The organism is Klebsiella sp. 10982, assembly GCF_048589245.1.
GTDB classification, from domain to species: Bacteria; Pseudomonadota; Gammaproteobacteria; order Enterobacterales; family Enterobacteriaceae; genus Klebsiella; species Klebsiella quasivariicola.
In genome coordinates, this window is record NZ_JBMAXV010000012.1 from 61,757 (window position 1) to 85,317 (window position 23,561).

The window sequence follows — 23,561 nt, forward strand, 5'->3', positions numbered from 1 at the left end:
CGCGGGAGGAGAACACCATGAGCCAAACGATCGATAAAATTCACAGCTGTTATCCGCTGTTTGAACAGGATGAATACCAGACCCTGTTCCAGAATAAAAAGACCCTTGAAGAGGCGCACGACGCGCAGCGTGTGCAGGAGGTTTTTGCCTGGACCACCACCGCCGAGTATGAAGCGCTGAACTTCCAGCGCGAGGCGCTGACCGTCGACCCGGCCAAAGCCTGCCAGCCGCTCGGCGCCGTACTCTGCGCGCTGGGGTTCGCCGGCACCCTGCCCTACGTGCACGGCTCCCAGGGCTGCGTCGCCTATTTTCGCACCTACTTTAACCGCCATTTTAAAGAGCCGGTCGCCTGCGTCTCCGACTCCATGACCGAGGACGCGGCGGTGTTCGGCGGCAACAACAACATGAATCTGGGCCTGCAGAATGCCAGCGCGCTGTATAAACCCGAGATTATCGCCGTCTCCACCACCTGTATGGCCGAGGTGATCGGCGACGATCTGCAGGCGTTTATCGCCAACGCCAAAAAAGAGGGATTTGTTGACGACAGCATCGCCATTCCTTACGCCCATACCCCCAGCTTTATCGGCAGCCATGTCACCGGCTGGGACAATATGTTCGAAGGGTTCGCGAAGACCTTTACCGCTGACTACGCCGGGCAGCCGGGCAAACAGCAAAAGCTCAATCTGGTGACCGGATTTGAGACCTATCTCGGCAACTTCCGCGTGCTGAAACGGATGATGGCGCAGATGGATGTCCCGTGCAGCCTGCTCTCCGACCCATCAGAGGTGCTCGACACCCCCGCCGACGGCCATTACCGGATGTACGCCGGCGGCACCAGCCAGCAGGAGATCAAAACCGCGCCGGACGCCATTGACACCCTGCTGCTGCAGCCGTGGCAGCTGGTGAAAAGCAAAAAGGTGGTTCAGGAGATGTGGAACCAGCCCGCCACCGAGGTGGCCGTTCCGCTGGGCCTGGCCGCCACCGACGCGCTGCTGATGACCGTCAGTCAGCTGACCGGCAAACCGATCGCCGACGCTCTGACCCTGGAGCGCGGCCGGCTGGTCGACATGATGCTGGATTCCCACACCTGGCTGCATGGCAAAAAATTCGGCCTCTACGGCGATCCGGATTTCGTGATGGGGCTGACGCGCTTCCTGCTGGAGCTGGGCTGCGAGCCGACGGTGATCCTCAGCCATAACGCCAATAAACGCTGGCAAAAAGCGATGAAGAAAATGCTCGATGCCTCGCCGTACGGTCAGGAAAGCGAAGTGTTCATCAACTGCGACCTGTGGCACTTCCGGTCGCTGATGTTCACCCGTCAGCCGGACTTTATGATCGGTAACTCCTATGGCAAGTTTATCCAGCGCGATACCCTGGCGAAAGGCAAAGCCTTCGAAGTGCCGCTGATCCGTCTGGGCTTTCCGCTGTTCGACCGCCATCATCTGCACCGCCAGACCACCTGGGGCTATGAAGGCGCAATGAACATCGTCACGACGCTGGTGAACGCCGTGCTGGAAAAACTGGACCACGACACCAGCCAGTTGGGCAAAACCGATTACAGCTTCGACCTCGTTCGTTAACCATCAGGCGCCCCGCCGCAGGCGGGGCCAGGAGGGAGTATGCCCATCGTGATTTTCCGTGAGCGCGGCGAGGCGTTGTATGCCTATATCGCCAAACAGGATCTGGAGGCCCGGGTGCTCCAGGTCGAACATGACGAGACGGACCGCTGGGGCGGCGCGATTGCCCTCGAGGGGGGACGTCGCTACTACGTCAATCCGCAGCCGGGGCGACCCGTCTTCCCGATAAGCCTGCGCGCCACCCGCAGCACGCTGCTATAAGGAGCTGGAAATGTCCGACAACGATACCCTTTTCTGGCGTCTGCTGGCGCTGTTCCAGACGCTGCCGGAGCTGCAGCCGGTGCAAGTCGTCGACTGGCTGGCGCAGGAGTGCGGCGAAACGTTGACCCCGGCACGGTTAACCACCCTGACGCAGCCTCAGCTGGCCGCCAGCTTTCCTTCGGCGACGGCGGTGATGTCCCCGGCCCGCTGGGCGCGGGTCATCGCCTGCCTGCAGGGGGTGCTGCCCGGCCATTTGCGCATCGCCCGCCCCCCTCAGCGAACGCCGCAGCTGCGGGTCGCTTTTTGCTCGCAGGATGGCCTGGCCATCAATGGTCATTTTGGCCAGAACCGGCTGTTTTTTATCTATGCCTTCGATGACCAGGGCGGCTGGCTGGCGGATCTGCGCCGCTATGCCTCTTCTTCTGCGGCGTCGGACGCCAGCGAGATGCGCGCCAGGCTGCTGGAGGATTGCCATCTGCTGTTTTGTCAGGAGATTGGCGGGCCTGCCGCCGCGAGGTTGATCCGCCATCAGATCCATCCGATGAAAGCGCCGCCGGGCACGACGATTCAGGCGCAGTGCGACGCGGTAAGCACGATGCTGGCCGGTCGGCTGCCGCCGTGGCTGGCGAAGCGCCTCAACCGGGATAACCCTCTGGAGGAACGTGTTTTTTAATCGTTGCGTTTTGCTTGTTGCCCGCCGACCCCGCGGGCCTTTTTTTGCCCCCGCAGGGGCATCCTTTCTTTCAGCAAGGCAAGCGCCGCAGGACAGGGACAAAAGTAACAGCGGGGGGTTGGGCGCATCAGGAAATGTTGTGCTTGCTGCCCGCCGACCCCGCGGGCCTTTTTTTGTCCCGCAGGGGACATCCTTTCTTTCAGCAAGGCAAGCGCCGCAGGACAGGGACAAAAGTGACAGCGGGGGGGTTGGGCGCATCAGGAAAATTGGCGAGAACGCAGGCGCGCATCCAGGACTGGCCGCCAGGACGGCGGCCAGAGGGCGGTCGAGACAAGGATGTCGAGTCCGCCCGTTCCGCCAGATGAAGCCGGAGTGGAGCGGACCGCGCAGCGGCAATTTTCAGCGCCATGCGGGGGGTCATGGGGGGCGGGCGAAACGCCCCCCATGCCGTTCACCCGCAGAGGGCGCGATGAAATAAAGAGGAAGGTCGGTGAACGGAATATTCCACCTTATCGTCGCCTCCCACCTTTCACCAATCTGCAGTAATACTGTCGCGGTAAATCCAGTTATCAGCGCGATAAATCATGCCTTCCCCCTGTTTGATTGTTGCCTTTGTCGCAAAACCCACAACCCTTTTCCCTTAAAAATCAATCTCCCTCTCCCTGGAGCGCGAATTGCATCACCTCTCCGGTCTCCCACCGTCAACGAGGTCACTATGAAGGGAAAGGAAATTCTGGCGCTGCTGGACGAACCCGCCTGCGAGCACAACCAGAAGCAAAAATCCGGCTGCAGCGCCCCTAAGCCCGGCGCTACCGCCGGCGGTTGCGCCTTCGACGGCGCGCAGATAACGCTCCTGCCCATCGCCGACGTCGCGCACCTGGTGCACGGCCCCATCGGCTGCGCGGGCAGCTCGTGGGATAACCGCGGCAGCGTCAGCGCCGGCCCGGCCCTCAACCGGCTCGGCTTTACCACCGATCTTAACGAACAGGATGTGATTATGGGCCGCGGCGAACGCCGCCTGTTCCACGCCGTGCGTCACATCGTCGACCGCTATCATCCGGCGGCGGTCTTTATCTACAACACCTGCGTACCGGCGATGGAGGGGGATGACCTGGAGGCGGTCTGCCAGGCCGCACAGACCGCCACCGGCGTCCCGGTCATCGCTATTGACGCCGCCGGTTTCTACGGCAGTAAAAATCTTGGCAACCGAATGGCGGGCGACGTGATGCTCAGGCAGGTGATTGGCCAGCGCGAACCGGCCCCGTGGCCAGACAACACGCCCTTTGCCCCGGCCCAGCGCCACGATATCGGCCTGATTGGCGAATTCAATATCGCCGGCGAGTTCTGGCAGGTCCAGCCGCTGCTCGACGAGCTGGGGATCCGCGTCCTCGGCAGCCTCTCCGGCGACGGCCGCTTTGCCGAGATCCAGACCCTGCACCGGGCGCAGGCCAATATGCTGGTGTGCTCGCGCGCGCTGATCAACGTCGCCCGGGGGCTGGAGCTGCGCTACGGCACGCCGTGGTTTGAAGGCAGCTTCTACGGGATCCGCGCCACCTCCGACGCCTTGCGCCAGCTGGCGACGCTGCTGGGGGATGACGACCTGCGCCGCCGCACCGACGCGCTAATCGCCCGCGAAGAGCAGGCGGCGGAGCAGGCTCTTGCGCCGTGGCGTGAGCAGCTCCGCGGGCGCAAAGTGCTGCTCTATACCGGCGGCGTGAAATCCTGGTCGGTGGTATCGGCCCTGCAGGATCTCGGCATGACCGTGGTGGCCACCGGCACGCGTAAATCCACCGAGGAGGACAAACAGCGGATCCGTGAGCTGATGGGCGACGAGGCGGTGATGCTTGAGGAGGGCAATGCCCGCACCCTGCTCGACGTGGTGTACCGCTATCAGGCCGACCTGATGATCGCCGGCGGACGCAATATGTACACCGCCTGGAAAGCCCGGCTGCCGTTTCTCGATATCAATCAGGAGCGCGAGCACGCCTACGCCGGCTATCAGGGCATCATCACCCTCGCCCGCCAGCTCTGTCTGACCCTCGCCAGCCCCGTCTGGCCGCAAACGCATACCCGCGCCCCGTGGCGCTAGGAGAACACCATGGCAGATATTATCCGCAGTGAAAAACCGCTGGCGGTGAGCCCGATTAAAACCGGGCAACCGCTCGGGGCGATCCTCGCCAGCCTCGGGCTGGCCCAGGCCATCCCGCTGGTCCACGGCGCCCAGGGCTGCAGCGCCTTCGCCAAAGTTTTCTTTATTCAGCATTTCCATGACCCGGTGCCGCTGCAGTCGACGGCCATGGATCCGACCGCCACGATCATGGGGGCCGACGGCAATATCTTCACCGCGCTCGACACCCTCTGCCAGCGCCACAGCCCGCAGGCCATCGTGCTGCTCAGCACCGGTCTGGCGGAAGCGCAGGGCAGCGATATCGCCCGGGTGGTGCGCCAGTTTCGCGAGGCGCATCCGCGCCATAACGGCGTGGCGATCCTCACCGTCAATACCCCGGATTTTTTTGGCTCTATGGAAAACGGCTACAGCGCGGTGATCGAGAGCGTGATCGAGCAGTGGGTCGCGCCGACGCCGCGTCCGGGGCAGCGGCCCCGGCGGGTCAACCTGCTGGTCAGCCACCTCTGTTCGCCAGGGGATATCGAATGGCTGGGCCGCTGCGTGGAGGCCTTTGGCCTGCAGCCGGTGATCCTGCCGGACCTCTCGCAGTCAATGGATGGCCACCTCGGTGAAGGGGATTTTACGCCCCTGACCCAGGGCGGCGCCTCGCTGCGCCAGATTGCCCAGATGGGCCAGAGTCTGGGCAGCTTCGCCATTGGCGTGTCGCTCCAGCGGGCGGCATCGCTCCTGACCCAACGCAGCCGCGGCGACGTGATCGCCCTGCCGCATCTGATGACCCTCGACCATTGCGATACCTTTATCCATCAGCTGGCGAAGATGTCCGGACGCCGCGTACCGGCCTGGATTGAGCGCCAGCGTGGCCAGCTGCAGGATGCGATGATCGACTGCCATATGTGGCTTCAGGGCCAGCGCATGGCGATGGCGGCGGAGGGCGACCTGCTGGCGGCGTGGTGTGATTTCGCCCGCAGCCAGGGGATGCAGCCCGGCCCGCTGGTCGCCCCCACCAGCCACCCCAGCCTGCGCCAGCTGCCGGTCGAGCAAGTCGTGCCGGGGGATCTTGAGGATCTGCAGCAGCTGCTGAGCCACCAACCCGCCGATCTGCTGGTGGCTAACTCTCACGCCCGCGATCTGGCGGAGCAGTTTGCCCTGCCGCTGATCCGCGTCGGTTTTCCCCTCTTCGACCGGCTCGGTGAGTTTCGTCGCGTCCGCCAGGGGTACGCCGGTATGCGAGATACGCTGTTTGAACTGGCCAATCTGCTGCGCGACCGCCATCACCACACCGCCCTCTACCGCTCGCCGCTTCGCCAGGGCGCCGACCCCCAGCCGGCTTCAGGAGACGCTTATGCCGCCCATTAATCGTCAGTTTGATATGGTCCACGCCGACGAGTGGTCGATGAAAGTCGCCTTCGCCAGCTCCGATTACCGCCACGTCGATCAGCATTTCGGCGCCACGCCGCGGCTGGTGGTCTACGGCGTCAAAGCCGACCGGGTCACCCTGCTGCGGGTGGTGGAGTTCCCGGTCGCCAGCGGTCACCAGACCGAGAAGATAGCCGAGCGCATCCACGCCCTTGAGGATTGCGTCACCCTGTTCTGCGTGGCGATTGGCGAGGCGGTTTTTCGCCAGCTGCTGCAGGTGGGCGTCCGCGCCGAACGTGTCCCAGACCAGACCACCATCCTCGGCTTGCTGCAGGAGATCCAACTCTCCTGGTATGAAAAAGCGCAGCGCCGCAGCGCGCGGCAACGCGATCCGCAGCGCTTTAACCGCCTGCTGGAGGAGCCGGCGTGGCGGGAGGAGCCCGACCCGCTCCTCTGATCCTGTCGTTTATGTGACAAAGCCCACAAAACGCCACAACAGTGTCGGCCCTGTCGGGGGCGCTTACCCCGCCAGGTCATTAACAAATAAGGTTTTTATGCGTTGGTATCGCAATTGCTTGGGGGTCAGTACCACCGCCAGTCTGCGGTGTACCGCGCCCCGGCGTTTTCGTCATCATCCCTGGAGCTGACAGCATGTGGAACTACTCCGAGAAAGTGAAAGACCATTTTTTTCATCCCCGCAACGCGCGCGTGGTCGACAACGCCAACGCGGTGGGCGATGTGGGTTCATTAAGCTGCGGCGATGCGCTGCGCCTGATGCTGCGGGTTGATCCGCAGACCGAGATCATCGAGGAGGCGGGCTTCCAGACCTTCGGCTGCGGCAGCGCCATCGCCTCCTCTTCCGCGCTGACGGAGCTGATTATCGGCCACACCCTGACCGAAGCCGGGCAGATCACCAACCAGCAGATCGCCGACTACCTCGACGGTCTGCCGCCGGAAAAAATGCACTGCTCGGTGATGGGCCAGGAAGCGCTGCGTGCGGCCATCGCCCATTTTCGCGGCGAAAGCCTTGAGGAGGAGCATGAGGAGGGCAAGCTGATCTGTAAATGCTTCGGCGTCGACGAAGGGCATATTCGCCGGGCCGTGGTGAACAACGGCCTGACCACCCTCGAAGAAGTGATCAACTACACCAAAGCCGGCGGCGGCTGCACCGCCTGCCATGAAAAAATTGAGCTGGCGCTGGCGGCGATCCTCGCCCAACAGCCGCCAGCGCCCCTGCCAGCGGAGACGGCCCACGATGCGCACTGGCAAAGCGTGGTCGATACCATCAACGAACTGCGCCCGCACATTCAGGCCGACGGCGGCGACATGACGTTGCTCAACGTCACCCCGCGTCAGGTGACCGTCAGCCTCTCCGGCAGCTGCAGCGGCTGCATGATGACCGACATGACCCTCGCCTGGCTGCAGCAAAAGCTGATGGAGCGTACCGGAACTTACATGGACGTGGTGGCGGCCCCGGCCGCGGTTAACTAACCCAAGGGGGATACGATGAAACCTGTTTATCTTGATAACAACGCCACCACCCGTCTCGACCCGATGGTTCTCGACGCGATGATGCCCTTTTTAACCGACTTTTACGGCAACCCTTCGTCGATACACGATTTTGGTCTGCCGGCGCAGGCGGCCCTTGAACGGGCGCACCAGCAGGTGGCCGCCCTGCTCGGGGCCGACTACCCCAGCGAGATCATCTTTACCTCCTGCGCCACCGAGGCCACCACCACCGCTATCGCCTCGGCGGTGGCCCTGATGCCGGAGCGGCGCGAGATCATCACCAGCGCGGTCGAACATCCCGCCACTCTGGCGGTGTGCGAGCAGCTGGAGCGCCAGGGATACCTGATCCACCGTATCGCCGTGGATCAGCAGGGCGCCCTGGATATGGCGCAATTTCGGGCGGCGCTTAGCCCGCGCGTGGCGCTGGTCAGCATCATGTGGGCCAATAACGAAACCGGCGTCATGTTCCCGGTGCCCGAACTGGCGGAGCTGGCTCATGAGCAGGGCGCGCTGTTTCACTGCGACGCGGTGCAGGTGGTGGGCAAAATCCCGATGGCGCTCAGCCAGACGCGGATCGATATGCTCTCCTGCTCGGCGCATAAATTCCACGGTCCCAAAGGGGTGGGCTGCCTCTGGCTGCGGCGGGGAACGCGTTTTCGCCCGCTGCTGCGCGGCGGCCACCAGGCGCATGGCCGGCGGGCCGGTACGGAAAATATCAGCGGCATTGTCGGGATGGGCGCCGCCAGCGAGCTGGCGCAGGTTCATTTGCCGGGCATGGCGCAGATTAGCCAGCTGCGCGATCGTCTTGAACAGCATCTCCAGGCCACTATCCCGGCGGTGACGGTGATGGGCGGCAGCCAGCCGCGGGTGCCCGGCACCCTCAATCTGGCCTTCGAGTGTATCGAGGGTGAGGCAATCCTGCTGCTGATGAATCAGGCCGGGATCGCCGCCTCCAGCGGCAGCGCCTGCACCTCCGGCTCGCTGGAGCCGTCGCACGTCATGCGGGCGATGAATATCCCCTACACCGCGGCCCACGGCACCATCCGCTTCTCCCTCTCACGCTATACCCGGGAAAAAGAGATCGACTACGTCATCGCCACCCTGCCGTCGGTTATCGACCGGCTGCGCGCCCTGTCGCCCTACTGGCGACAGGGTCAGCCGCACCTGCAGGATGGCGCCTTCACGCCGGTCTACGGCTAAGGCGGGGGAGACAATGATGGGACGCGTACTGATTAACGACACCACCCTGCGCGATGGTGAACAGAGTCCCGGCGTGGCCTTTCAGGCCAGCGAAAAGATCGCCATCGCCGAGGCGCTGTACGCGGCGGGGATCGAAGCCATGGAGGTTGGCACCCCGGCGATGGGCGAGGAGGAGTGCGCCCGCATCCGGCAGGTGCGCCGACAGCTCCCGGGCGCCACGCTGATGACCTGGTGCCGGATGCAGGCGGGAGAAATTCGCCAGAGCGCCGACCTGGGCATGGACTGGGTGGATATCTCCATCCCCGCCTCCGACAAGCTGCGGCAGTACAAACTGCGCGAAGGCTTACCGCTGCTGCTGGAGCGGCTGGCGGCCCTGATCCACCTCGCCCACACCCTTGGCCTGAAGGTCTGCATTGGCTGTGAGGACGCCTCGCGAGCCAGCGACGCGACGCTGCAGGACATTGCCCGCCTGGCCCGGGAGGCGGGAGCCACCCGTCTGCGCTATGCCGATACCGTCGGTATCCTCGACCCGTTCACTACCGCGGCGCAGATCGCCGCCCTGCGCCGCGTCTGGCCCGGCGAACTCGAGATGCACGCCCATAACGATCTGGGCCTGGCTACCGCCAACACCCTGGCGGCGGTGCGCGCCGGGGCCACCAGCGTGAACACCACCGTGCTGGGCCTGGGCGAACGCGCGGGCAACGCGGCGCTGGAGACCGTGGCGCTCGGACTAGAGCGCTGCCTGGAGGTCAAGACCGGCGTGCGTTTCACCGCCCTGCCGGCGCTGTGCGAACAGGTGGCCCTCGCCACCCGCCGCCCGGTGGATCCCCAGCAGCCGCTGGTGGGCGAGCTGGTCTTTACCCACGAATCCGGCGTGCACGTTGCGGCGCTGCTGCGCGACAGCGAGAGCTATCAGGCGATCGACCCCGCCCTGCTGGGCCGCGGCTATCGGCTGGTGCTGGGCAAACACTCCGGTCGCCAGGCGGTTAACGGCGTCTTCGATCGGATGGGTTATCACCTGACATCAGCGCAAATTGACCAGCTGCTGCCAGCGCTCCGTCGCTTTGCCGAAAACGGCAAACGCAGCCCGCGGGATGATGAGCTGGCGGCAATCTACCACGCGCTCTGCGGCGCCGAAACGCTGCAGGCCAGGGGGTGAGTATGGAGTGGTTTTATCAGATCCCCGGCGTGGGCGACCTGCGCTCCGCCGATGCGTTCTTTCAGTTTTTCGCCGTTCCCTATCAGCCCGAGCGCCTGGCGCACTGCAGCCTGCCGGTGCTGGCCACCTTTCACCGCAAGCTGAAGGCGGAAGTGCCTCTGCTCAACCAGCTGGAGGATAACCCGCGCGCGCACTGGCTGCTGGCGCGCCGACTGCTGGCGGAGAGTTATCAGCAACAGTTCGAGGAGAACACGCCATGAGACCCCGATTTACCTTTAGCGAAGCGGTCCGCGTCGTGCGCGCCATCCGTAACGATGGCACCTATGCGGGCCTGCCGTCCGGCGCCCTGCTGGTGCGCCGGGGCAGCATCGGCTATGTCCGCGACTGGGGAGTATTCTTGCAGGACCAGATCATCTACCAGATCCACTTCCCGGACTGCGACCGGGTGGTCGGCTGTCGCGAACAGGAGCTGATTGCCGGCGATCGGCCCTGGCTGGCCGGCAATCTGCAGTATGGCGATAGCGTAATCTGTCAGACAGTGCTGGCGATGCAGGGCGAGATGGTGGTCAGCGTCGGTCAGTTGGGTCGCATCGAAGCCACCGACCGGGGCGAGCACGGCGACGGCTATATCGTCGACTTCGGAGGCCGCTGGTTCCAGGTCCCGGTAAGCGCGCTGGCGCTGGCAAAGGAGGAAGAATAATGGAGCCATGGCAACGATTTGGCCGACAGCGGCTGGCGCAGAGCCGCTGGAACTGCGAGCCGGCGGCCATCGACGCGGTCGACCGGCAGGCCTTCGAGGCGGCCTGGCAGCGCCAGGCCCAGATGGAGCAGGTTATTGTCGCCCAGATTGCGCCGGAGGCGATCCCCGCCGCGCTGCAGGAGGGCCTCGCCACTTCGCTGGGCGCCTGGCTGGATGAGGGAGGATTTACGCCAGCGGAGCGGGCGGCGATCGTCCTGCACCACGCCCGGCTGGAAACCGCCTTCGCCGGGATTGCCAGCCAGGCGCCGCGGCCGGATCCCGCCACGGTGCAGGCCTGGTATCTGCGGCATCAGGCGCAGTTTATGCGCCCGGAACAGCGCCTGACCCGCCATCTGCTGCTCACCGTCGATGGCGACGACCAGACAGTTTACTCGCGCATACGGGAGCTTCATGGGCAAATCGAAGCCTCCTGCGAGGCGTTTGCGCCGCTGGCCCAGCGACACTCCCACTGCCCGAGCGCGCTGGACGGCGGACTGCTGGGCTGGATCGGCCGGGGGCTGCTCTATCCGCAGCTGGAGGAGGCGCTGTTTGCGCTGGCGGAAAATGCGCTGAGCGCGCCGGTGGCCAGCGAGCTCGGCTGGCATCTGGTCTGGTGTGAGGCCATTCGCCCTGCCGCGCCGATGACGCCTGAGCAGGCGCTGGAAAGCGCCCGCGATTACCTCAGTCAACAGAGCCAGCGCCGCCACCAGCACCAGTGGCTGGCCGAGATGTTAGCGCGCCAGCCGGGGCTGTGCGGGTAGCCGACAGGCTACCCGCCATCGCCTACAGCAGATGCGGTTTAATCTCCTCAAGCCAGGTCGCCAGCCGCGCGTCGGTCTCGTCGAACTGGTTATCCTGGTCCAGCACCAGTCCGACAAAGCGATCCCCCTCCAGCGCCGATGAGGCACTGAACTCATACCCCTCGTTCGGCCAGCTGCCGATCATCGTCGCCCCGCGGGCACGCAGGGCGTCGTACAGCGGCCGCAGCCCGCTGGCGAAGTTATCCGGATAGCCACGCTGATCGCCGAGGCCAAACAGCGCCACCGTTTTCCCCTGCAGGCTAACGTCGCCGAGGTTGCGGATAAACTCGGCCCACGACTCGCTCTCGCCCCCGGCCTCGAGGCCCGGCAACTGGCCGTCGCCCAGCGTCGGCGTCCCCAACAGCAGGGCCGGGTAGGCCAGCAGGTCCGCCAGCGTGGCGCGGTTAATATTGACCGGGGCGGCGGCGGCCTCCCCCAGCTGCTTGTGGATCATTTTCGCGATCTTGCGGGTTTTACCGGTATCGGTACCAAAGAAAATGCCAATGTTCGCCATAGTACGCTCCTGTCGGAATGGTGTTGAAAAAAGGAATGACGACAGAGGTATTGCGAAGGCTGTGCCAGGTTGCCCTGCACCGCGACGGCCCATCCCTGCCCCATCAGGATCGCTTCGCATCACGATGCCGCGCGCCAAAGGCGCACCCGGCGGGGCGAAAGGTAAAAATCCGTGAATTTTCCCCCTGTCGGATCAATGTTTCGCGTGGTCGTTCCGATAAGGGCTCACACTTTGCATGGTTATCCGGGTTCGGCTTACCCCGCCGCGTTTTGCGCACGGTGTCGGACAATTTGTCATAACTGCGACACAGGAGTTTGCGATGACCCTGAATATGATGCTCGATAACGCCGCGCCGGAGGCCATCGCCGGCGCGCTGATTCAACAACATCCGGGGCTGTTTTTTACCATGGTGGAACAGGCCTCGGTGGCCATCTCCCTCACCGATGCCAGCGCCAGGATCATTTACGCCAACCCGGCGTTTTGCCGCCAGACCGGCTATTCGCTGGCGCAATTGTTAAACCAGAACCCGCGCCTGCTGGCCAGCAGCCAGACGCCGCGCGAGATCTATCAGGAGATGTGGCATACCCTGCTCCAGCGTCAGCCCTGGCGCGGTCAGCTGATTAATCAGCGTCGGGACGGCGGCCTGTACCTGGTGGAGATTGACATCACCCCGGTGCTTAGCCCGCAAGGGGAACTGGAGCATTATCTGGCGATGCAGCGGGATATCAGCGTCAGCTACACCCTCGAACAGCGGCTGCGCAACCATATGACCCTGATGGAGGCGGTGCTGAATAATATCCCCGCCGCCGTGGTAGTGGTGGACGAGCAGGATCGGGTGGTGATGGACAACCTCGCCTACAAAACCTTCTGCGCTGACTGCGGCGGCCGGGAGCTGCTCACCGAGCTGCAGGTCTCCCCTGGCCGGATGACGCCCGGCGTGGAGGCGATCCTGCCGGTGGCGCTGCGCGGGGCCGCGCGCTGGCTGTCGGTAACCTGCTGGCCGTTGCCCGGCGTCAGTGAAGAGGCCAGCCGCTACTTTATCGACAGCGCGCTGGCGCGGACCCTGGTGGTGATCGCCGACTGTACCCAGCAGCGTCAGCAGCAGGAGCAAGGGCGCCTTGACCGGCTGAAGCAGCAAATGACCGCCGGCAAGCTGCTGGCGGCGATCCGCGAGTCGCTGGACGCCGCGCTGATCCAGCTGAACTGCCCGATTAATATGCTGGCGGCAGCCCGTCGGCTGAACGGCGAGGGAAGCGGGAATGTGGCGCTGGAGGCCGCCTGGCGTGAAGGGGAAGAGGCGATGGCGCGGCTCCAGCGCTGTCGCCCATCGCTGGAACTCGAAAACCCCGCCGTCTGGCCGCTGCAGCCCTTTTTCGACGATCTGTGCGCCCTCTACCGTACCCGCTTCGATCCCGACGGGCTGCAGGTCGACATGGCCTCACCGCATCTGATCGGCTTTGGCCAGCGCACCCCACTGCTGGCGTGCTTAAGCCTGTGGCTCGATCGCACCCTGGCCCTCGCCGCCGAACTCCCCTCCGTGCCGCTGGCGATGCAGCTCTACGCCGAGGAGAACGACGGCTGGCTGTCGCTGTATCTGACTGACAACGTACCGCTGCTGCAGGTGCGCTACGCTCACTCCCCCGACGCGCTGAACTCGCCGGGCAAAGGCATGGAGCTGCGGCTGATCCAGACCCTGGTGGCGCACCATCGCGGGGCCATTGAGCTGGCTTCCCGACCGCAGGGCGGCACCTGCCTGACCCTGCGTTTCCCGCTGTTTAACACCCTGACCGGAGGTGAAGCATGATCCCTGAATCCGACCCGGACACCACCGTCAGACGCTTCGACCTCTCTCAGCAGTTCACCGCCATGCAGCGGATAAGCGTGGTGCTGAGCCGGGCCACCGAGGCCAGCAAAACGCTGCAGGAGGTGCTCAGCGTATTACACAACGATGCCTTTATGCAGCACGGGATGATCTGCCTGTACGACAGCGAGCAGGAGATCCTCAGTATCGAAGCGCTGCAGCAAACCGGCCAGCAGCCCCTCCCCGGCAGCACGCAGATCCGCTATCGCCCCGGCGAGGGACTGGTGGGGACCGTGCTGGCCCAGGGGCAGTCGCTGGTGCTGCCCCGGGTCGCCGACGATCAGCGTTTTCTCGACCGCCTGAGCCTCTACGATTACGATCTGCCGTTTATCGCCGTACCGTTGATGGGGCCCAACGCCCGGCCAATAGGGGTGCTGGCGGCCCAGCCGATGGCGCGCCAGGAAGAGCGGCTGCCGGCCTGCACCCGTTTTCTCGAAACCGTCGCCAACCTCGTCGCCCAGACCATCCGGCTGATGATCCTTCCTGCCTCACCCGCCCTGTCGAGCCGCCAGCCGCCGAAGGTGGAACGGCCGCCGGCCTGCTCGTCGTCCCGCGGCGTGGGCCTTGACAATATGGTCGGCAAGAGCCCGGCGATGCGCCAGATCGTGGAGGTGATCCGTCAGGTTTCGCGCTGGGACACCACCGTGCTGGTGCGCGGCGAAAGCGGCACCGGGAAAGAGCTGATCGCCAATGCCATCCATCACCATTCGCCACGGGCTGGCGCCGCCTTCGTCAAATTTAACTGCGCGGCGCTGCCGGACACCCTGCTGGAAAGCGAACTGTTCGGCCATGAGAAAGGCGCCTTTACCGGGGCGGTGCGTCAGCGTAAAGGACGTTTTGAGCTGGCGGATGGCGGCACCTTGTTCCTCGATGAGATTGGTGAAAGCAGCGCCTCGTTCCAGGCCAAGCTGCTGCGTATCCTCCAGGAGGGGGAGATGGAGCGGGTCGGCGGCGATGAGACCCTGCGGGTGAATGTCCGCATCATCGCCGCCACCAACCGTCACCTGGAGGAGGAGGTCCGGCTGGGCCATTTCCGCGAGGATCTCTACTATCGTCTGAACGTGATGCCCATCGCCCTGCCCCCGCTGCGCGAGCGTCAGGAGGACATCGCCGAGCTGGCGCACTTCCTGGTGCGCAAAATCGGCCAGCATCAGGGGCGCACGCTGCGGATCAGCGAGGGCGCGATCCGCCTGCTGATGGAGTACAGCTGGCCGGGTAACGTTCGCGAACTGGAGAACTGCCTCGAACGATCGGCAGTGATGTCGGAGAGTGGCCTGATCGATCGCGACGTGATCCTCTTCACTCACCAGGATCGTCCCGCCAAAGCCCTGCCCGCCAGCGGGCCAGCGGAAGACAGCTGGCTGGACAACAGCCTGGACGAACGCCAGCGACTGATCGCCGCGCTGGAAAAAGCGGGCTGGGTGCAGGCCAAGGCGGCACGGCTGCTGGGGATGACGCCGCGCCAGGTCGCTTACCGGATCCAGATCATGGATATCACCCTGCCGCGTCTGTAGGCCGCGGTGTCAGGTTCAGGACATTGTCGTCAGTGCGGCAGGAACGCGACAATGTTGTGCCGCAGGGATGCGGGATAACGCTTTATTTTTCAGTCAGATAAAAAATTCGTCTCTGGTACGTCGTTTGCAGCAGGAAGGTATCGCCCAACCATGAAGGTACGACCATGACTTCCTGCTCTTCTTTTTCCGGCGGTAACGCCTGTCAGTCGGCGGACGCCAGCGCGTTAGCGCCGCGGGTGGCCGACAAGGTCGCCGCGCACCCCTGCTACTCCCGCAGCGGGCACCACCGTTTCGCCCGGATGCATCTTCCGGTCGCCCCGGCCTGCAATCTGCAGTGCAACTACTGCAACCGTAAATTCGACTGCAGCAATGAGTCCCGTCCCGGGGTGTCATCGACGCTGCTGACCCCCGAGCAGGCGGTGTTGAAAGTGCGCCAGGTGGCCCAGGCCATCCCGCAGCTGTCGGTGGTCGGCATAGCCGGGCCCGGCGATCCGCTGGCCAATATGACCCGCACCTTCCGCACCCTGGAGCTGGTCCGCGACCAGCTTCCGGACCTCAAATTATGCCTGTCGACCAACGGGCTGATGCTGCCCGACGCGGTCGATCGCCTGCTGGAGGTCGGCGTGGATCACGTCACGGTGACCATCAATACCCTGGATGCCGATATCGCCGGGCAAATCTATGCCTGGCTGTGGCTCGACGGCGAACGCTACTGCGGCCGGGAAGCCGGGGAGATCCTGATTGCCCGCCAGCTTGAAGGAGTCCGCAGGCTGACCGCCGCGGGAGTGCTGGTCAAGATAAACTCGGTGCTGATCCCGGGGATCAACGACGGCGGCATGGCTGAGGTCGGCCGTCGTTTGCGGGAAAGTGGCGCGTTTATTCACAATATTATGCCGCTGATTGCCAGACCGGAGCACGGCACGGTTTTTGGTCTCAACGGCCAGCCGGAGCCGGACGCCGGGATGCTCGCCGCGATCCGCAGCCAGTGCGGGGAGGTGATGCCGCAGATGACCCACTGCCACCAGTGCCGTGCCGACGCCATCGGCATGCTGGGCGAAGATCGCAGCCAGCAGTTCACCCGGCTGCCGGACCCGGACAGCCTCCCCGACTGGCTGCCCATCCTCCACCAGCGCGCCGAACTTCATGCCAGCCTCGCCACGCAGGGGGAGTCGGACGCGGATGACGCCTGTCTGGTGGCCGTGGCCTCCCGCCACGGCGAGGTCATTGACTGTCATTTTGGCCATGCCGACCGCTTCTCGATCTACAGCCTGTCGGCCGCCGGTATGGTGCTGGTGGGCGAGCGCTTTACGCCAAAATATTGCCGCGGCGAAGAGGAGTGTGATCCCCAGGAGAACGAGGCCAGACTGGCGGCGCTGCTGGCGCTGCTCGCCGACGTAAAAGCGGTGTTCTGCGTGCGTATCGGCCATACGCCATGGCAGCAACTGGAATTGCAGGGCATTGAGCCGCAGGTGGACGGCGCGTGGCGTTCGGTCGCTGAGGTGCTGCCCGCCTGGTGGCAGCGGCGGCGCCAGAGCCTGGCGGCATCGCGCCTGCGTCAGGGAGTCGCCTGATGGCGCCCGTCGACTGGTTGACCCGCCTGTGGCGACTGTATCACGCCGGAAAAGGCTGCTTTCCGCTGCGGATGGGGCTGACTCCCGCTGCATGGCGGTCGCTGCAGCAGCGGCTGGGCGAGGTGGCGACGCCGCTGGACAGCGCGACGCTGAGCCGCCGTCGGCTGATGACCGAGCTGAATGCCACCCGCGACGAAGAGCGTCGGCAGCTGGGGCAGTGGCTGACGGAGTGGATGGTGCCGGGAGCTGAACCGATGGCGCAGATCGTTGCCGAGGTGGCGCTGGCGTTTAACCATCTGTGGGAGGATCTGGGACTCGATTCGCGGGCGGAACTGGGCCGACTGATGAGCGACTGCTTTCCACAGCTGGTGGTGCAGAACGTCCACCATATGCGCTGGAAAAAGTTCTTTTACCGCCAGCGCTGCCTGCAATCGCAGGGGGAGATTGTCTGCCGATCGCCAAGCTGCGACGAGTGCCTGGAGCGCAGCCTCTGCTTCGAACCGCCGCCGCTATAAACAAGCCGCAGCCCCCTGCGGCTGACCCAACCACACTCGCGTTTTAGCGCTTTACGCGGGTTTCTGCCGGGTGGCGCTTCGCTTACCCGGCCTACATAACAATTAAGTTTCAGAAGGTTAACCATCACCGTAGGCCCGGCAAGCGCCGCGCCGCCGGGCAAGGACAGCGGGCGCGGAGCCGCTTTTGTGCCGGGTGGCGCTTCGCTTACCCGGCCTACAACCCCAAATCACCACTGGATCAGGGGCCGCTGAAACTGCCGGTGCTGGCGGCCTCAAAATCGCTGAGACGTTCCCGGCAGGCCGGGGCAGCCCGCATGGATGCGGGCTGAGGGCCGTGTTTTGCAGGGACGCTGCCTCGGCCCGACCCGAAGCCTGCAGGGATAAGTCGAAGGTACCACGCAGTGGCGATTTTGCCGGCCGGAGCCCGGGGGTACAGGGGGCGGCGGCGACTGGCCGCCCCCTGTGCGCTCCCTGCGCCATAAGAGACATAACGCAGAAGACTAACCGGGAGCGCAAACTACGCTGAAGCCACTGATAACATAAACAACCACACTGCAATGCTTCCCCTCACCCTAACCCTCTCCCGGAGGGAGAGGGAACCGTCCGGTCGTCGTTTCCGTGCCCAACATATTGCCGGGTGGCGGCTGCGCCTGACCCGGCCTACGGAGTCTGAGAACGTGGTAAACCGATAACAGTCTCCCCGCCGCCGGGCAATACATCAGGCTCCGTGCCCAACATGTTGCCGGGTGGCGCTTCGCTTACCCGGCCTACAAAGACATTTACATATAAGAAGGTTACTCAACACCGTAGGCCCGGCAAGCGCAGCGCCGCCGGGCAAGGACAGCGGGCGCGGAGCCGCTTTTGTGCCGGGTGGCGCTTCGCTTACCCAGCCTACAACCCCAAATCACCACTGGATCAGGGGCCACTGAAACTGCCGGTGCTGGCGGCCTCAAAATCGCTGAGACGTTCCCGGCAGGCCGGGGCAGCCCGCATGGATGCGGGCTGAGGGCCGTGTTTTGCAGGGACGCTGCCTCGGCCCGACCCGAAGCCTGCAGGGATAAGTCGAAGGTACCACGCAGTGGCGATTTTGCCGGCCGGAGCCCGGGGGTACAGGGGGCGGCGGCGACTGGCCGCCCCCTGTGCGCTCCCAGCACCATAAGAGACATAACGCAGAAGACTAATCGGGAGCGCAAACTACGCTGAAGCCACCGATAACATAAACAACCACACTGCAGTGCTTCCCCTCACCCTAACCCTCTCCCGGAGGGAGAGGGAACCGTCCGGTCGTCGTTTCCGTGCCCAACATATTGCCGGGTGGCGCTTCGCTTACCCGGCCTACATAACCATTAAATTTCAGAAGGTTAACCATCACCGTAGGCCCGCGCAAGCGCAGCGCCGCCGGGCAAAAGATATCGCACCGAGCCAAGCGAAAAAAAAGCCGGAGGTTTCCCTCCGGCTTTTCTCATTCACACTACGCTATGCCTTAGGCCACATCTTCGTACTGCGGCACCGGGTTGCGGAAGCTTTTGGTCACGCAGGCCAGGTAGACCAGACCGATACCGGCCCAGATCAGGCCCAGAATCATTGAGCTCTCTTCCAGGTTGACCCACAGGGCGCCAACGGTCAGGGCGCCGCACATCGGCAGGAACAGATACTGGAAGTGGTCTTTCAGCGTCTTGTTGCGTTTCTCACGGATCCAGAACTGCGAAATCACCGACAGGTTAACGAAGGTAAACGCCACCAGCGCACCAAAGTTAATCAGCGCCGTCGCCATCACCAGGTCGAAGTTAATCGCCAGCAGCGCAATAGCGCCAACCAGGATGATGTTCATCGCCGGGGTGCGCCAGGTCGGGTGGACGTAGCCGAAGAAACTTTTCGGGAACACGCCGTCGCGGCCCATAACGTACATCAGACGCGCCACGCCAGCGTGCGCCGCCATACCGGACGCCAGTACGGTGATGGTGGAGAAGATCAGCGCGCCCACCTGGAAGGCTTTACCTGCTACGTAGAGCATAATTTCCGGCTGTGACGCATCCGGATCTTTAAAGCGCGAGATATCCGGGAAGTACAGCTGCAGGAAGTAGGTGGCAAAGATGAAGATCAGGCCGCCGATCAGCGCGGTCAGGAAGATCGCGCGCGGAATGACGCGTTCTGCATTTTTGGTCTCTTCAGACAGGTTGCTGATGCCGTCAAAGCCGGTAAACGAGAAGCACAGGATCGTCGCCCCGGTAATCATCGGGATCACATGCGCGTCACCGGACCAGAACGGCCGGCTGCTGGCCAGCGTACCGGCGCCTTCGCCTTCAAACACGCCATAAATCACCATGCCGAGAATGACGGCAATCAGCACCACCTGCAGCACCACAATCACGGTGTTGAAGTTGGCCACGGATTTAATGCTGCGCAGGTTAAAGGCGGTCATAAAGGCGACCAGCGCGATAACGAACACCCACGACGGAATCGAAGGCACCAGCGCTTCAAAATAGATTTTTGCCAGCAGAATGTTGATCATCGGCGCGAACAGGTAGTCGAGCAGCGAAGACCAACCCACCATAAAGCCTACGGTCGGGCTAATGGATTTCTGCGCATAGGTATACGCCGAGCCGGCGGAAGGGTAACGACGTACCAGCTTGCCATAGCTCAGGGCAGTAAACAGGATAGCGATTAACGCAAAGGCGTAGGCCGTCGGCACGTGACCGTCGGTCATACCAGAGACGATACCAAACGTATCGAACAGCGTCATCGGCTGCATATAGGCCAGGCCCATCATTACAACCGGAACTAACGTAAGCGTTTTACGTAATTCCACGCGAGAGGTATTTGGAGTAGCGTTATGCGACATAGTTATCCCCTTTTACGGTGAACGCCAGCGCGTAAGCAAAAAATTGCCCCATTTCTTTCTATTCCTCAGCGACAACGACTGTCGGTTTTTAGTAAATATCTATCCGGTACGAAGCCCGGCCTCTTGGTATTGAATGATGTGTCTTTCGACCAAAAAAATAACCGACACTTTAAAAAAAAGCGTCGGCTAGTCTCTGGTTTTCAGGCCGCATATTTTGCAACAAATTCAACGGCGTTGACAAGATGTTATGAAGTTCACTGCGTAAGCATATTTTTTAACGTGCTAATATCTATACGATTTCCGTATTATAAACTGTAAAAATAGCACTATTTGCTAATAGCGCTTCACGCCACCATTTACTGGCCAAACCGCAGGTAGCGTCATTCCAGGCAATCCAGGCGCGCTGACGAGGCGACCGCCCGCGCACGACCAGGCTAATAAGCTCACCGCTATCCAGCAGCCCCTGCGCCTGGTAGCGCGGCAGACAGCCCCAGCCCAGCCCCATGCGCAGCAGCGCCAGCTGCCCCGCGGCGTCACACACCGTCAGGGTCTCCTGATCGCTGAGCAGCGCCCCACCCTCGCCGGTGGCCACCGCCCGGTAACGGCGCAGGGTCCGCCAGCTCAGCGGAGGACTGTGCCGGGCCAGCGGGTGCAGTGGGGAAACCACCAGCAGCAGTTCCAGTTCGCCAAGGGGAAGATAATCATAGCCGCTTAGCGGCGGCGGATCGCCGAGCGCCCCCAGCAGGAGATCGGCCTGCCCGCCAGTGAGCGGCTGCCAGTCCAGCAGCGACGGGTTAAGCGTGAAGTGCAGCCGGGTCAGCGGCTGCTGTTGATAAAATGCCGCGATCAGCGGTGAGAGTTGCGCCACGGGAAACGTGCTGTCCACGGCCAGGCGCAGACTATTCTCCCACCCCTGCTGCAGCTTAACCGCCCGGTTCTCCAGTTCGCGAGCGATATGCAGCACCTCCCGCCCTTTCTCCAGCAACATCTGTCCGGTGGGGGTAAAGCGTGCGCGGTGGCCGCTGCGGTCGAGCAGCTGAATATTGAGATCGCTTTCCAGCCGGTGAATGGTGTAGCTCAGCGCCGAGGGCGTTTTATAGAGCTTTGCCGATGCGGCGGCAAAGCTCCCCTCTTTTTCCAGAGCATCCAGGATCACCAGGACATCCAGCAGTGGTTTCATCGCTCCCCCTTACGGTATGCGAATCACCGCTGGCGGATCATTCCATCGGCATCACCAGCGGATCGGGGTACTGGTACTCAAACCCCAGCTCATTGCAGATACGATTGCCATCGACAATCTTGCCCTGACCGCCGTCCGGGCTGTCGCTGAACACCGGCGGCGGCAGCCCCAGCTCGCGAGCCATCTGCGGGTAAAAGAGGCCGCGTGCCGGATGGCGGGGCGCACATAGATTATAGATGTGCCCGCCCTTCGGAGCCTGCAGCAGCAGTTCAATAGCGGCCACCACATCCTGAAGATGCACCAGATTGACCACGTGCTGGCCATCCGGCGCTGACTTGCCGGCAAAAAAACGTCCTGGATGACGGGAAGGCCCCACCAGCCCGGCCAGACGCAGGATATCCACCGACGTCCCCGGCAAATTGTGTAACCAGTCCTCCAGCTCCTTCAGCACCCGCCCGCTGGCGGTCTGCGGCAGGCGCGGCGTGTTCTCTTTCACCGTACCGTTGACATTGCCATACACCGAGGTGGAGCTGGTGAAGACGATGCGTGGAATATGGTGCGCCAGCGCGGTATCGACAATCTCCTGCACCGCCTGCAGATAAAACCCTTCTCCCGCCCCGGTACGCCGGGCGGGCAGTGTGATCACCAGCGCATCGACGTTCATCAGCGCGTCGAGGTCCTCGGTATCACAGACCAGCTGCGGCTCCAGGCGCAGCGGATAGCTATCGATCCCGCACATCCGCGCCGCCTCCACGCCATCCTGCGTGGTTTTACTCCCGGTGACCTGCCAGCCTCGCGCCATTAACGACAGCGCCAGCGGCATCCCCAGCCATCCCAAACCGACTATCGCGACCTTTTTCATCCCAGGCTCCTGACTCTTTCGCTGTGCTGATTACAGGCTACGCCAGCCAGCGGCAACTGACAATTTCTTCCCTCAATGTGAAATGAATTAATGATAGAAAAAAGCCCTTGCTTTCTGCGGCTGAAGTGGTTTAGGTTAAAGGACATCAAATGCATAGTCATTCACAGAGAATTTATATGAACCGCGTTCAATTTAAACACCACCATCATCACCATCATCCTGACTAGTCTTTCAGGCGATGTGTGCTGGAAGACATTTGGATCTTCCAGTGGTGCATGAACGCGCAGAGAGCCCCCGTAAGATTCACTTCCGGGGGCTTTTTTTTGGACCAAATTCAAGCAGATTCAGACAGGTATTTAGAGGAAAAGAACAATGTTAGACAACACCCGTTTACGCATAGCTATTCAGAAATCAGGCCGTTTAAGCGAAGATTCACGCGAATTACTCAGCCGCTGCGGCATTAAAGTCAATTTGCACACCCAGCGTCTGATTGCGCTGGCGGAAAATATGCCAATCGACATTCTGCGCGTGCGTGATGACGATATCCCGGGCCTGGTGATGGACGGTGTTGTCGACCTCGGCATTATCGGCGAAAACGTGCTGGAAGAAGAGCTGCTCAGCCGCCGCGCCCAGGGCGAAGACCCGCGCTACTTCACCTTGCGCCGTCTGGACTTCGGCGGCTGCCGCCTGTCGCTGGCGACCCCGGTGGATGAAGCCTGGAACGGCCCGGCGGCGCTGGACGGCAAACGCATCGCCACGTCTTACCCGCACCTGCTGAAGCGCTACCTCGATCAAAAAGGTATCTCTTTTAAATCCTGTCTGCTGAACGGCTCCGTGGAAGTAGCGCCGCGCGCCGGCCTCGCCGACGCTATCTGCGACCTCGTCTCCACCGGCGCCACCCTGGAAGCCAACGGCCTGCGCGAAGTGGAAGTGATTTACCGCTCCAAAGCCTGCCTGATCCAGCGCGACGGCGAGATGGCCGACGCCAAACAGCAGCTGATCGACCGCCTGCTGACCCGTATTCAGGGTGTGATCCAGGCTCGCGAGTCGAAATACATCATGATGCACGCCCCGACCGAACGTCTGGAAGAAGTGGTGGCCCTGCTGCCGGGCGCCGAGCGTCCGACTATTCTGCCGCTGGCAGGCGACAAGCAGCGCGTAGCGATGCACATGGTCAGCAGCGAAACCCTGTTCTGGGAGACCATGGAAAAACTGAAAGCGCTGGGCGCCAGCTCCATTCTGGTGCTGCCGATTGAGAAGATGATGGAGTAATCGGCCAGCCGGTCACGGGACACACAGG

At 63.0% G+C, this 23,561-nt stretch carries 23 protein-coding genes and 1 other annotated feature; of the genes, 18 read left to right on the forward strand and 5 right to left on the reverse strand.

Annotated elements, in window-relative coordinates; genetic code table 11:
* Positions 1-17 precede the first annotated feature (17 nt).
* The 12 genes from nifK to nifM all read left to right on the forward strand — a co-directional run bounded on the left by nifK (position 18) and on the right by nifM (position 11,363).
* Positions 18-1,580: a nitrogenase molybdenum-iron protein subunit beta gene (gene nifK / locus ACKLKD_RS12160; protein WP_008804133.1), complete on the forward strand. Its 1,563-nt coding sequence runs from the start codon at positions 18-20 to the stop codon at positions 1,578-1,580.
* A gap of 39 nt (positions 1,581-1,619) precedes the next feature.
* Entirely contained in the window at positions 1,620-1,838 is a 219-nt protein-coding gene (gene nifT / locus ACKLKD_RS12165) for a putative nitrogen fixation protein NifT (RefSeq protein WP_004203557.1), read from the forward strand.
* Between the two features lie 10 nt (positions 1,839-1,848).
* Complete coding sequence (locus tag ACKLKD_RS12170) at positions 1,849-2,511, forward strand: NifB/NifX family molybdenum-iron cluster-binding protein (protein WP_008804132.1); 663 nt, start codon at positions 1,849-1,851, stop codon at positions 2,509-2,511.
* A 715-nt stretch (positions 2,512-3,226) separates the two neighbouring features.
* Entirely contained in the window at positions 3,227-4,600 is a 1,374-nt protein-coding gene (nifE, locus tag ACKLKD_RS12175; protein WP_012541110.1) for a nitrogenase iron-molybdenum cofactor biosynthesis protein NifE, read from the forward strand.
* Positions 4,601-4,609: 9 nt separating this feature from the next.
* A complete protein-coding gene (gene nifN / locus ACKLKD_RS12180; RefSeq protein WP_008804130.1) occupies positions 4,610-5,995 on the forward strand; it encodes a nitrogenase iron-molybdenum cofactor biosynthesis protein NifN in 1,386 nt (461 codons plus the stop codon).
* Entirely contained in the window at positions 5,982-6,452 is a 471-nt protein-coding gene (locus tag ACKLKD_RS12185) for a NifB/NifX family molybdenum-iron cluster-binding protein (RefSeq protein WP_087805717.1), read from the forward strand. Before nifN ends, ACKLKD_RS12185 begins: the two co-directional genes overlap by 14 nt.
* Before the next feature lie 194 nt (positions 6,453-6,646).
* Positions 6,647-7,486, forward strand: coding sequence for a Fe-S cluster assembly protein NifU (nifU, locus tag ACKLKD_RS12190; protein ID WP_008804128.1), 840 nt, complete (start codon positions 6,647-6,649; stop codon positions 7,484-7,486).
* A 15-nt stretch (positions 7,487-7,501) separates the two neighbouring features.
* The gene (gene nifS / locus ACKLKD_RS12195) at positions 7,502-8,704 is read left to right on the forward strand and encodes a cysteine desulfurase NifS (protein WP_023297938.1); all 1,203 of its coding nucleotides are present in this window, start codon (positions 7,502-7,504) and stop codon (positions 8,702-8,704) included.
* Positions 8,705-8,720: 16 nt separating this feature from the next.
* Positions 8,721-9,863 (forward strand): homocitrate synthase, encoded by a 1,143-nt coding sequence (gene nifV, locus ACKLKD_RS12200; RefSeq protein WP_032733504.1) that lies wholly within the window; start codon positions 8,721-8,723, stop codon positions 9,861-9,863.
* A 2-nt stretch (positions 9,864-9,865) separates the two neighbouring features.
* The gene (locus ACKLKD_RS12205) at positions 9,866-10,123 is read left to right on the forward strand and encodes a nitrogenase-stabilizing/protective protein NifW (RefSeq protein ID WP_008804125.1); all 258 of its coding nucleotides are present in this window, start codon (positions 9,866-9,868) and stop codon (positions 10,121-10,123) included.
* Complete coding sequence (locus ACKLKD_RS12210; protein ID WP_087805719.1) at positions 10,120-10,563, forward strand: nitrogen fixation protein NifZ; 444 nt, start codon at positions 10,120-10,122, stop codon at positions 10,561-10,563. Before ACKLKD_RS12205 ends, ACKLKD_RS12210 begins: the two co-directional genes overlap by 4 nt.
* Entirely contained in the window at positions 10,563-11,363 is an 801-nt protein-coding gene (nifM, locus tag ACKLKD_RS12215) for a nitrogen fixation protein NifM (RefSeq protein WP_087805722.1), read from the forward strand. Before ACKLKD_RS12210 ends, nifM begins: the two co-directional genes overlap by 1 nt.
* Before the next feature lie 22 nt (positions 11,364-11,385).
* Here the strand turns inward: nifM and ACKLKD_RS12220 are convergent, their stop codons facing one another.
* On the reverse strand, positions 11,386-11,916 hold the full coding sequence (locus tag ACKLKD_RS12220; RefSeq protein WP_008804122.1) for a flavodoxin: 531 nt from the start codon (positions 11,914-11,916) through the stop codon (positions 11,386-11,388).
* Positions 11,917-12,235: 319 nt separating this feature from the next.
* On the opposite strand from ACKLKD_RS12220, the gene nifL reads away from it, so the two are divergent.
* The 4 genes from nifL to ACKLKD_RS12240 all read left to right on the forward strand — a co-directional run bounded on the left by nifL (position 12,236) and on the right by ACKLKD_RS12240 (position 17,377).
* Entirely contained in the window at positions 12,236-13,720 is a 1,485-nt protein-coding gene (nifL, locus tag ACKLKD_RS12225) for a nitrogen fixation negative regulator NifL (protein WP_008804121.1), read from the forward strand.
* On the forward strand, positions 13,717-15,291 hold the full coding sequence (gene nifA, locus ACKLKD_RS12230; protein WP_008804120.1) for a nif-specific transcriptional activator NifA: 1,575 nt from the start codon (positions 13,717-13,719) through the stop codon (positions 15,289-15,291). The genes nifL and nifA overlap by 4 nt, the downstream gene beginning before the upstream one ends.
* Before the next feature lie 164 nt (positions 15,292-15,455).
* Positions 15,456-16,862, forward strand: a complete 1,407-nt coding sequence (gene nifB, locus ACKLKD_RS12235; protein WP_016161454.1) for a nitrogenase cofactor biosynthesis protein NifB — start codon at positions 15,456-15,458, stop codon at positions 16,860-16,862.
* Positions 16,862-17,377 carry a nitrogen fixation protein NifQ gene (locus tag ACKLKD_RS12240; RefSeq protein ID WP_080897492.1) on the forward strand — a complete coding sequence of 172 codons (516 nt, stop codon included), beginning with the start codon at positions 16,862-16,864 and terminating at the stop codon, positions 17,375-17,377. The genes nifB and ACKLKD_RS12240 overlap by 1 nt, the downstream gene beginning before the upstream one ends.
* 1,483 nt (positions 17,378-18,860) lie before the next feature.
* On the opposite strand, the gene plaP is transcribed toward ACKLKD_RS12240, so the two are convergent.
* From plaP to ACKLKD_RS12260, 4 genes are all read right to left on the reverse strand, one after another.
* On the reverse strand, positions 18,861-20,219 hold the full coding sequence (gene plaP, locus ACKLKD_RS12245) for a putrescine/proton symporter PlaP (protein ID WP_080897490.1): 1,359 nt from the start codon (positions 20,217-20,219) through the stop codon (positions 18,861-18,863).
* Positions 20,209-20,271: a membrane protein YoeI gene (gene yoeI, locus ACKLKD_RS12250; RefSeq protein WP_096335043.1), complete on the reverse strand. Its 63-nt coding sequence runs from the start codon at positions 20,269-20,271 to the stop codon at positions 20,209-20,211. The genes plaP and yoeI overlap by 11 nt, the downstream gene beginning before the upstream one ends.
* A gap of 237 nt (positions 20,272-20,508) precedes the next feature.
* Positions 20,509-21,399: a LysR family transcriptional regulator gene (locus ACKLKD_RS12255; RefSeq protein ID WP_080897489.1), complete on the reverse strand. Its 891-nt coding sequence runs from the start codon at positions 21,397-21,399 to the stop codon at positions 20,509-20,511.
* A gap of 37 nt (positions 21,400-21,436) precedes the next feature.
* On the reverse strand, positions 21,437-22,261 hold the full coding sequence (locus ACKLKD_RS12260; RefSeq protein WP_025714195.1) for an SDR family oxidoreductase: 825 nt from the start codon (positions 22,259-22,261) through the stop codon (positions 21,437-21,439).
* Between the two features lie 176 nt (positions 22,262-22,437).
* Between ACKLKD_RS12260 and hisL the strand changes: the two genes are divergently transcribed.
* Together hisL and hisG are read left to right on the forward strand one after the other, a co-directional pair.
* A complete protein-coding gene (hisL, locus tag ACKLKD_RS12265) occupies positions 22,438-22,488 on the forward strand; it encodes a his operon leader peptide (RefSeq protein ID WP_004899375.1) in 51 nt (16 codons plus the stop codon).
* Positions 22,464-22,586, forward strand: a sequence feature (His leader region). (Overlaps the previous gene by 25 nt.)
* 47 nt (positions 22,587-22,633) lie before the next feature.
* Positions 22,634-23,533 (forward strand): ATP phosphoribosyltransferase, encoded by a 900-nt coding sequence (hisG, locus tag ACKLKD_RS12270; protein WP_002912152.1) that lies wholly within the window; start codon positions 22,634-22,636, stop codon positions 23,531-23,533.
* Positions 23,534-23,561 lie beyond the last annotated feature (28 nt).

Coding starts and splice junctions, on each gene's coding strand:
- nifK (WP_008804133.1), top strand. CDS start 18: ATGAGCCAAACGATCGATAAAATTCACAGCTGTTATCCGCTGTTTGAA.
- nifT (WP_004203557.1), top strand. CDS start 1,620: ATGCCCATCGTGATTTTCCGTGAGCGCGGCGAGGCGTTGTATGCCTAT.
- ACKLKD_RS12170 (WP_008804132.1), top strand. CDS start 1,849: ATGTCCGACAACGATACCCTTTTCTGGCGTCTGCTGGCGCTGTTCCAG.
- nifE (WP_012541110.1), top strand. CDS start 3,227: ATGAAGGGAAAGGAAATTCTGGCGCTGCTGGACGAACCCGCCTGCGAG.
- nifN (WP_008804130.1), top strand. CDS start 4,610: ATGGCAGATATTATCCGCAGTGAAAAACCGCTGGCGGTGAGCCCGATT.
- ACKLKD_RS12185 (WP_087805717.1), top strand. CDS start 5,982: ATGCCGCCCATTAATCGTCAGTTTGATATGGTCCACGCCGACGAGTGG.
- nifU (WP_008804128.1), top strand. CDS start 6,647: ATGTGGAACTACTCCGAGAAAGTGAAAGACCATTTTTTTCATCCCCGC.
- nifS (WP_023297938.1), top strand. CDS start 7,502: ATGAAACCTGTTTATCTTGATAACAACGCCACCACCCGTCTCGACCCG.
- nifV (WP_032733504.1), top strand. CDS start 8,721: ATGGGACGCGTACTGATTAACGACACCACCCTGCGCGATGGTGAACAG.
- ACKLKD_RS12205 (WP_008804125.1), top strand. CDS start 9,866: ATGGAGTGGTTTTATCAGATCCCCGGCGTGGGCGACCTGCGCTCCGCC.
- ACKLKD_RS12210 (WP_087805719.1), top strand. CDS start 10,120: ATGAGACCCCGATTTACCTTTAGCGAAGCGGTCCGCGTCGTGCGCGCC.
- nifM (WP_087805722.1), top strand. CDS start 10,563: ATGGAGCCATGGCAACGATTTGGCCGACAGCGGCTGGCGCAGAGCCGC.
- ACKLKD_RS12220 (WP_008804122.1), bottom strand. CDS start 11,916: ATGGCGAACATTGGCATTTTCTTTGGTACCGATACCGGTAAAACCCGC.
- nifL (WP_008804121.1), top strand. CDS start 12,236: ATGACCCTGAATATGATGCTCGATAACGCCGCGCCGGAGGCCATCGCC.
- nifA (WP_008804120.1), top strand. CDS start 13,717: ATGATCCCTGAATCCGACCCGGACACCACCGTCAGACGCTTCGACCTC.
- nifB (WP_016161454.1), top strand. CDS start 15,456: ATGACTTCCTGCTCTTCTTTTTCCGGCGGTAACGCCTGTCAGTCGGCG.
- ACKLKD_RS12240 (WP_080897492.1), top strand. CDS start 16,862: ATGGCGCCCGTCGACTGGTTGACCCGCCTGTGGCGACTGTATCACGCC.
- plaP (WP_080897490.1), bottom strand. CDS start 20,219: ATGTCGCATAACGCTACTCCAAATACCTCTCGCGTGGAATTACGTAAA.
- ACKLKD_RS12255 (WP_080897489.1), bottom strand. CDS start 21,399: ATGAAACCACTGCTGGATGTCCTGGTGATCCTGGATGCTCTGGAAAAA.
- ACKLKD_RS12260 (WP_025714195.1), bottom strand. CDS start 22,261: ATGAAAAAGGTCGCGATAGTCGGTTTGGGATGGCTGGGGATGCCGCTG.
- hisG (WP_002912152.1), top strand. CDS start 22,634: ATGTTAGACAACACCCGTTTACGCATAGCTATTCAGAAATCAGGCCGT.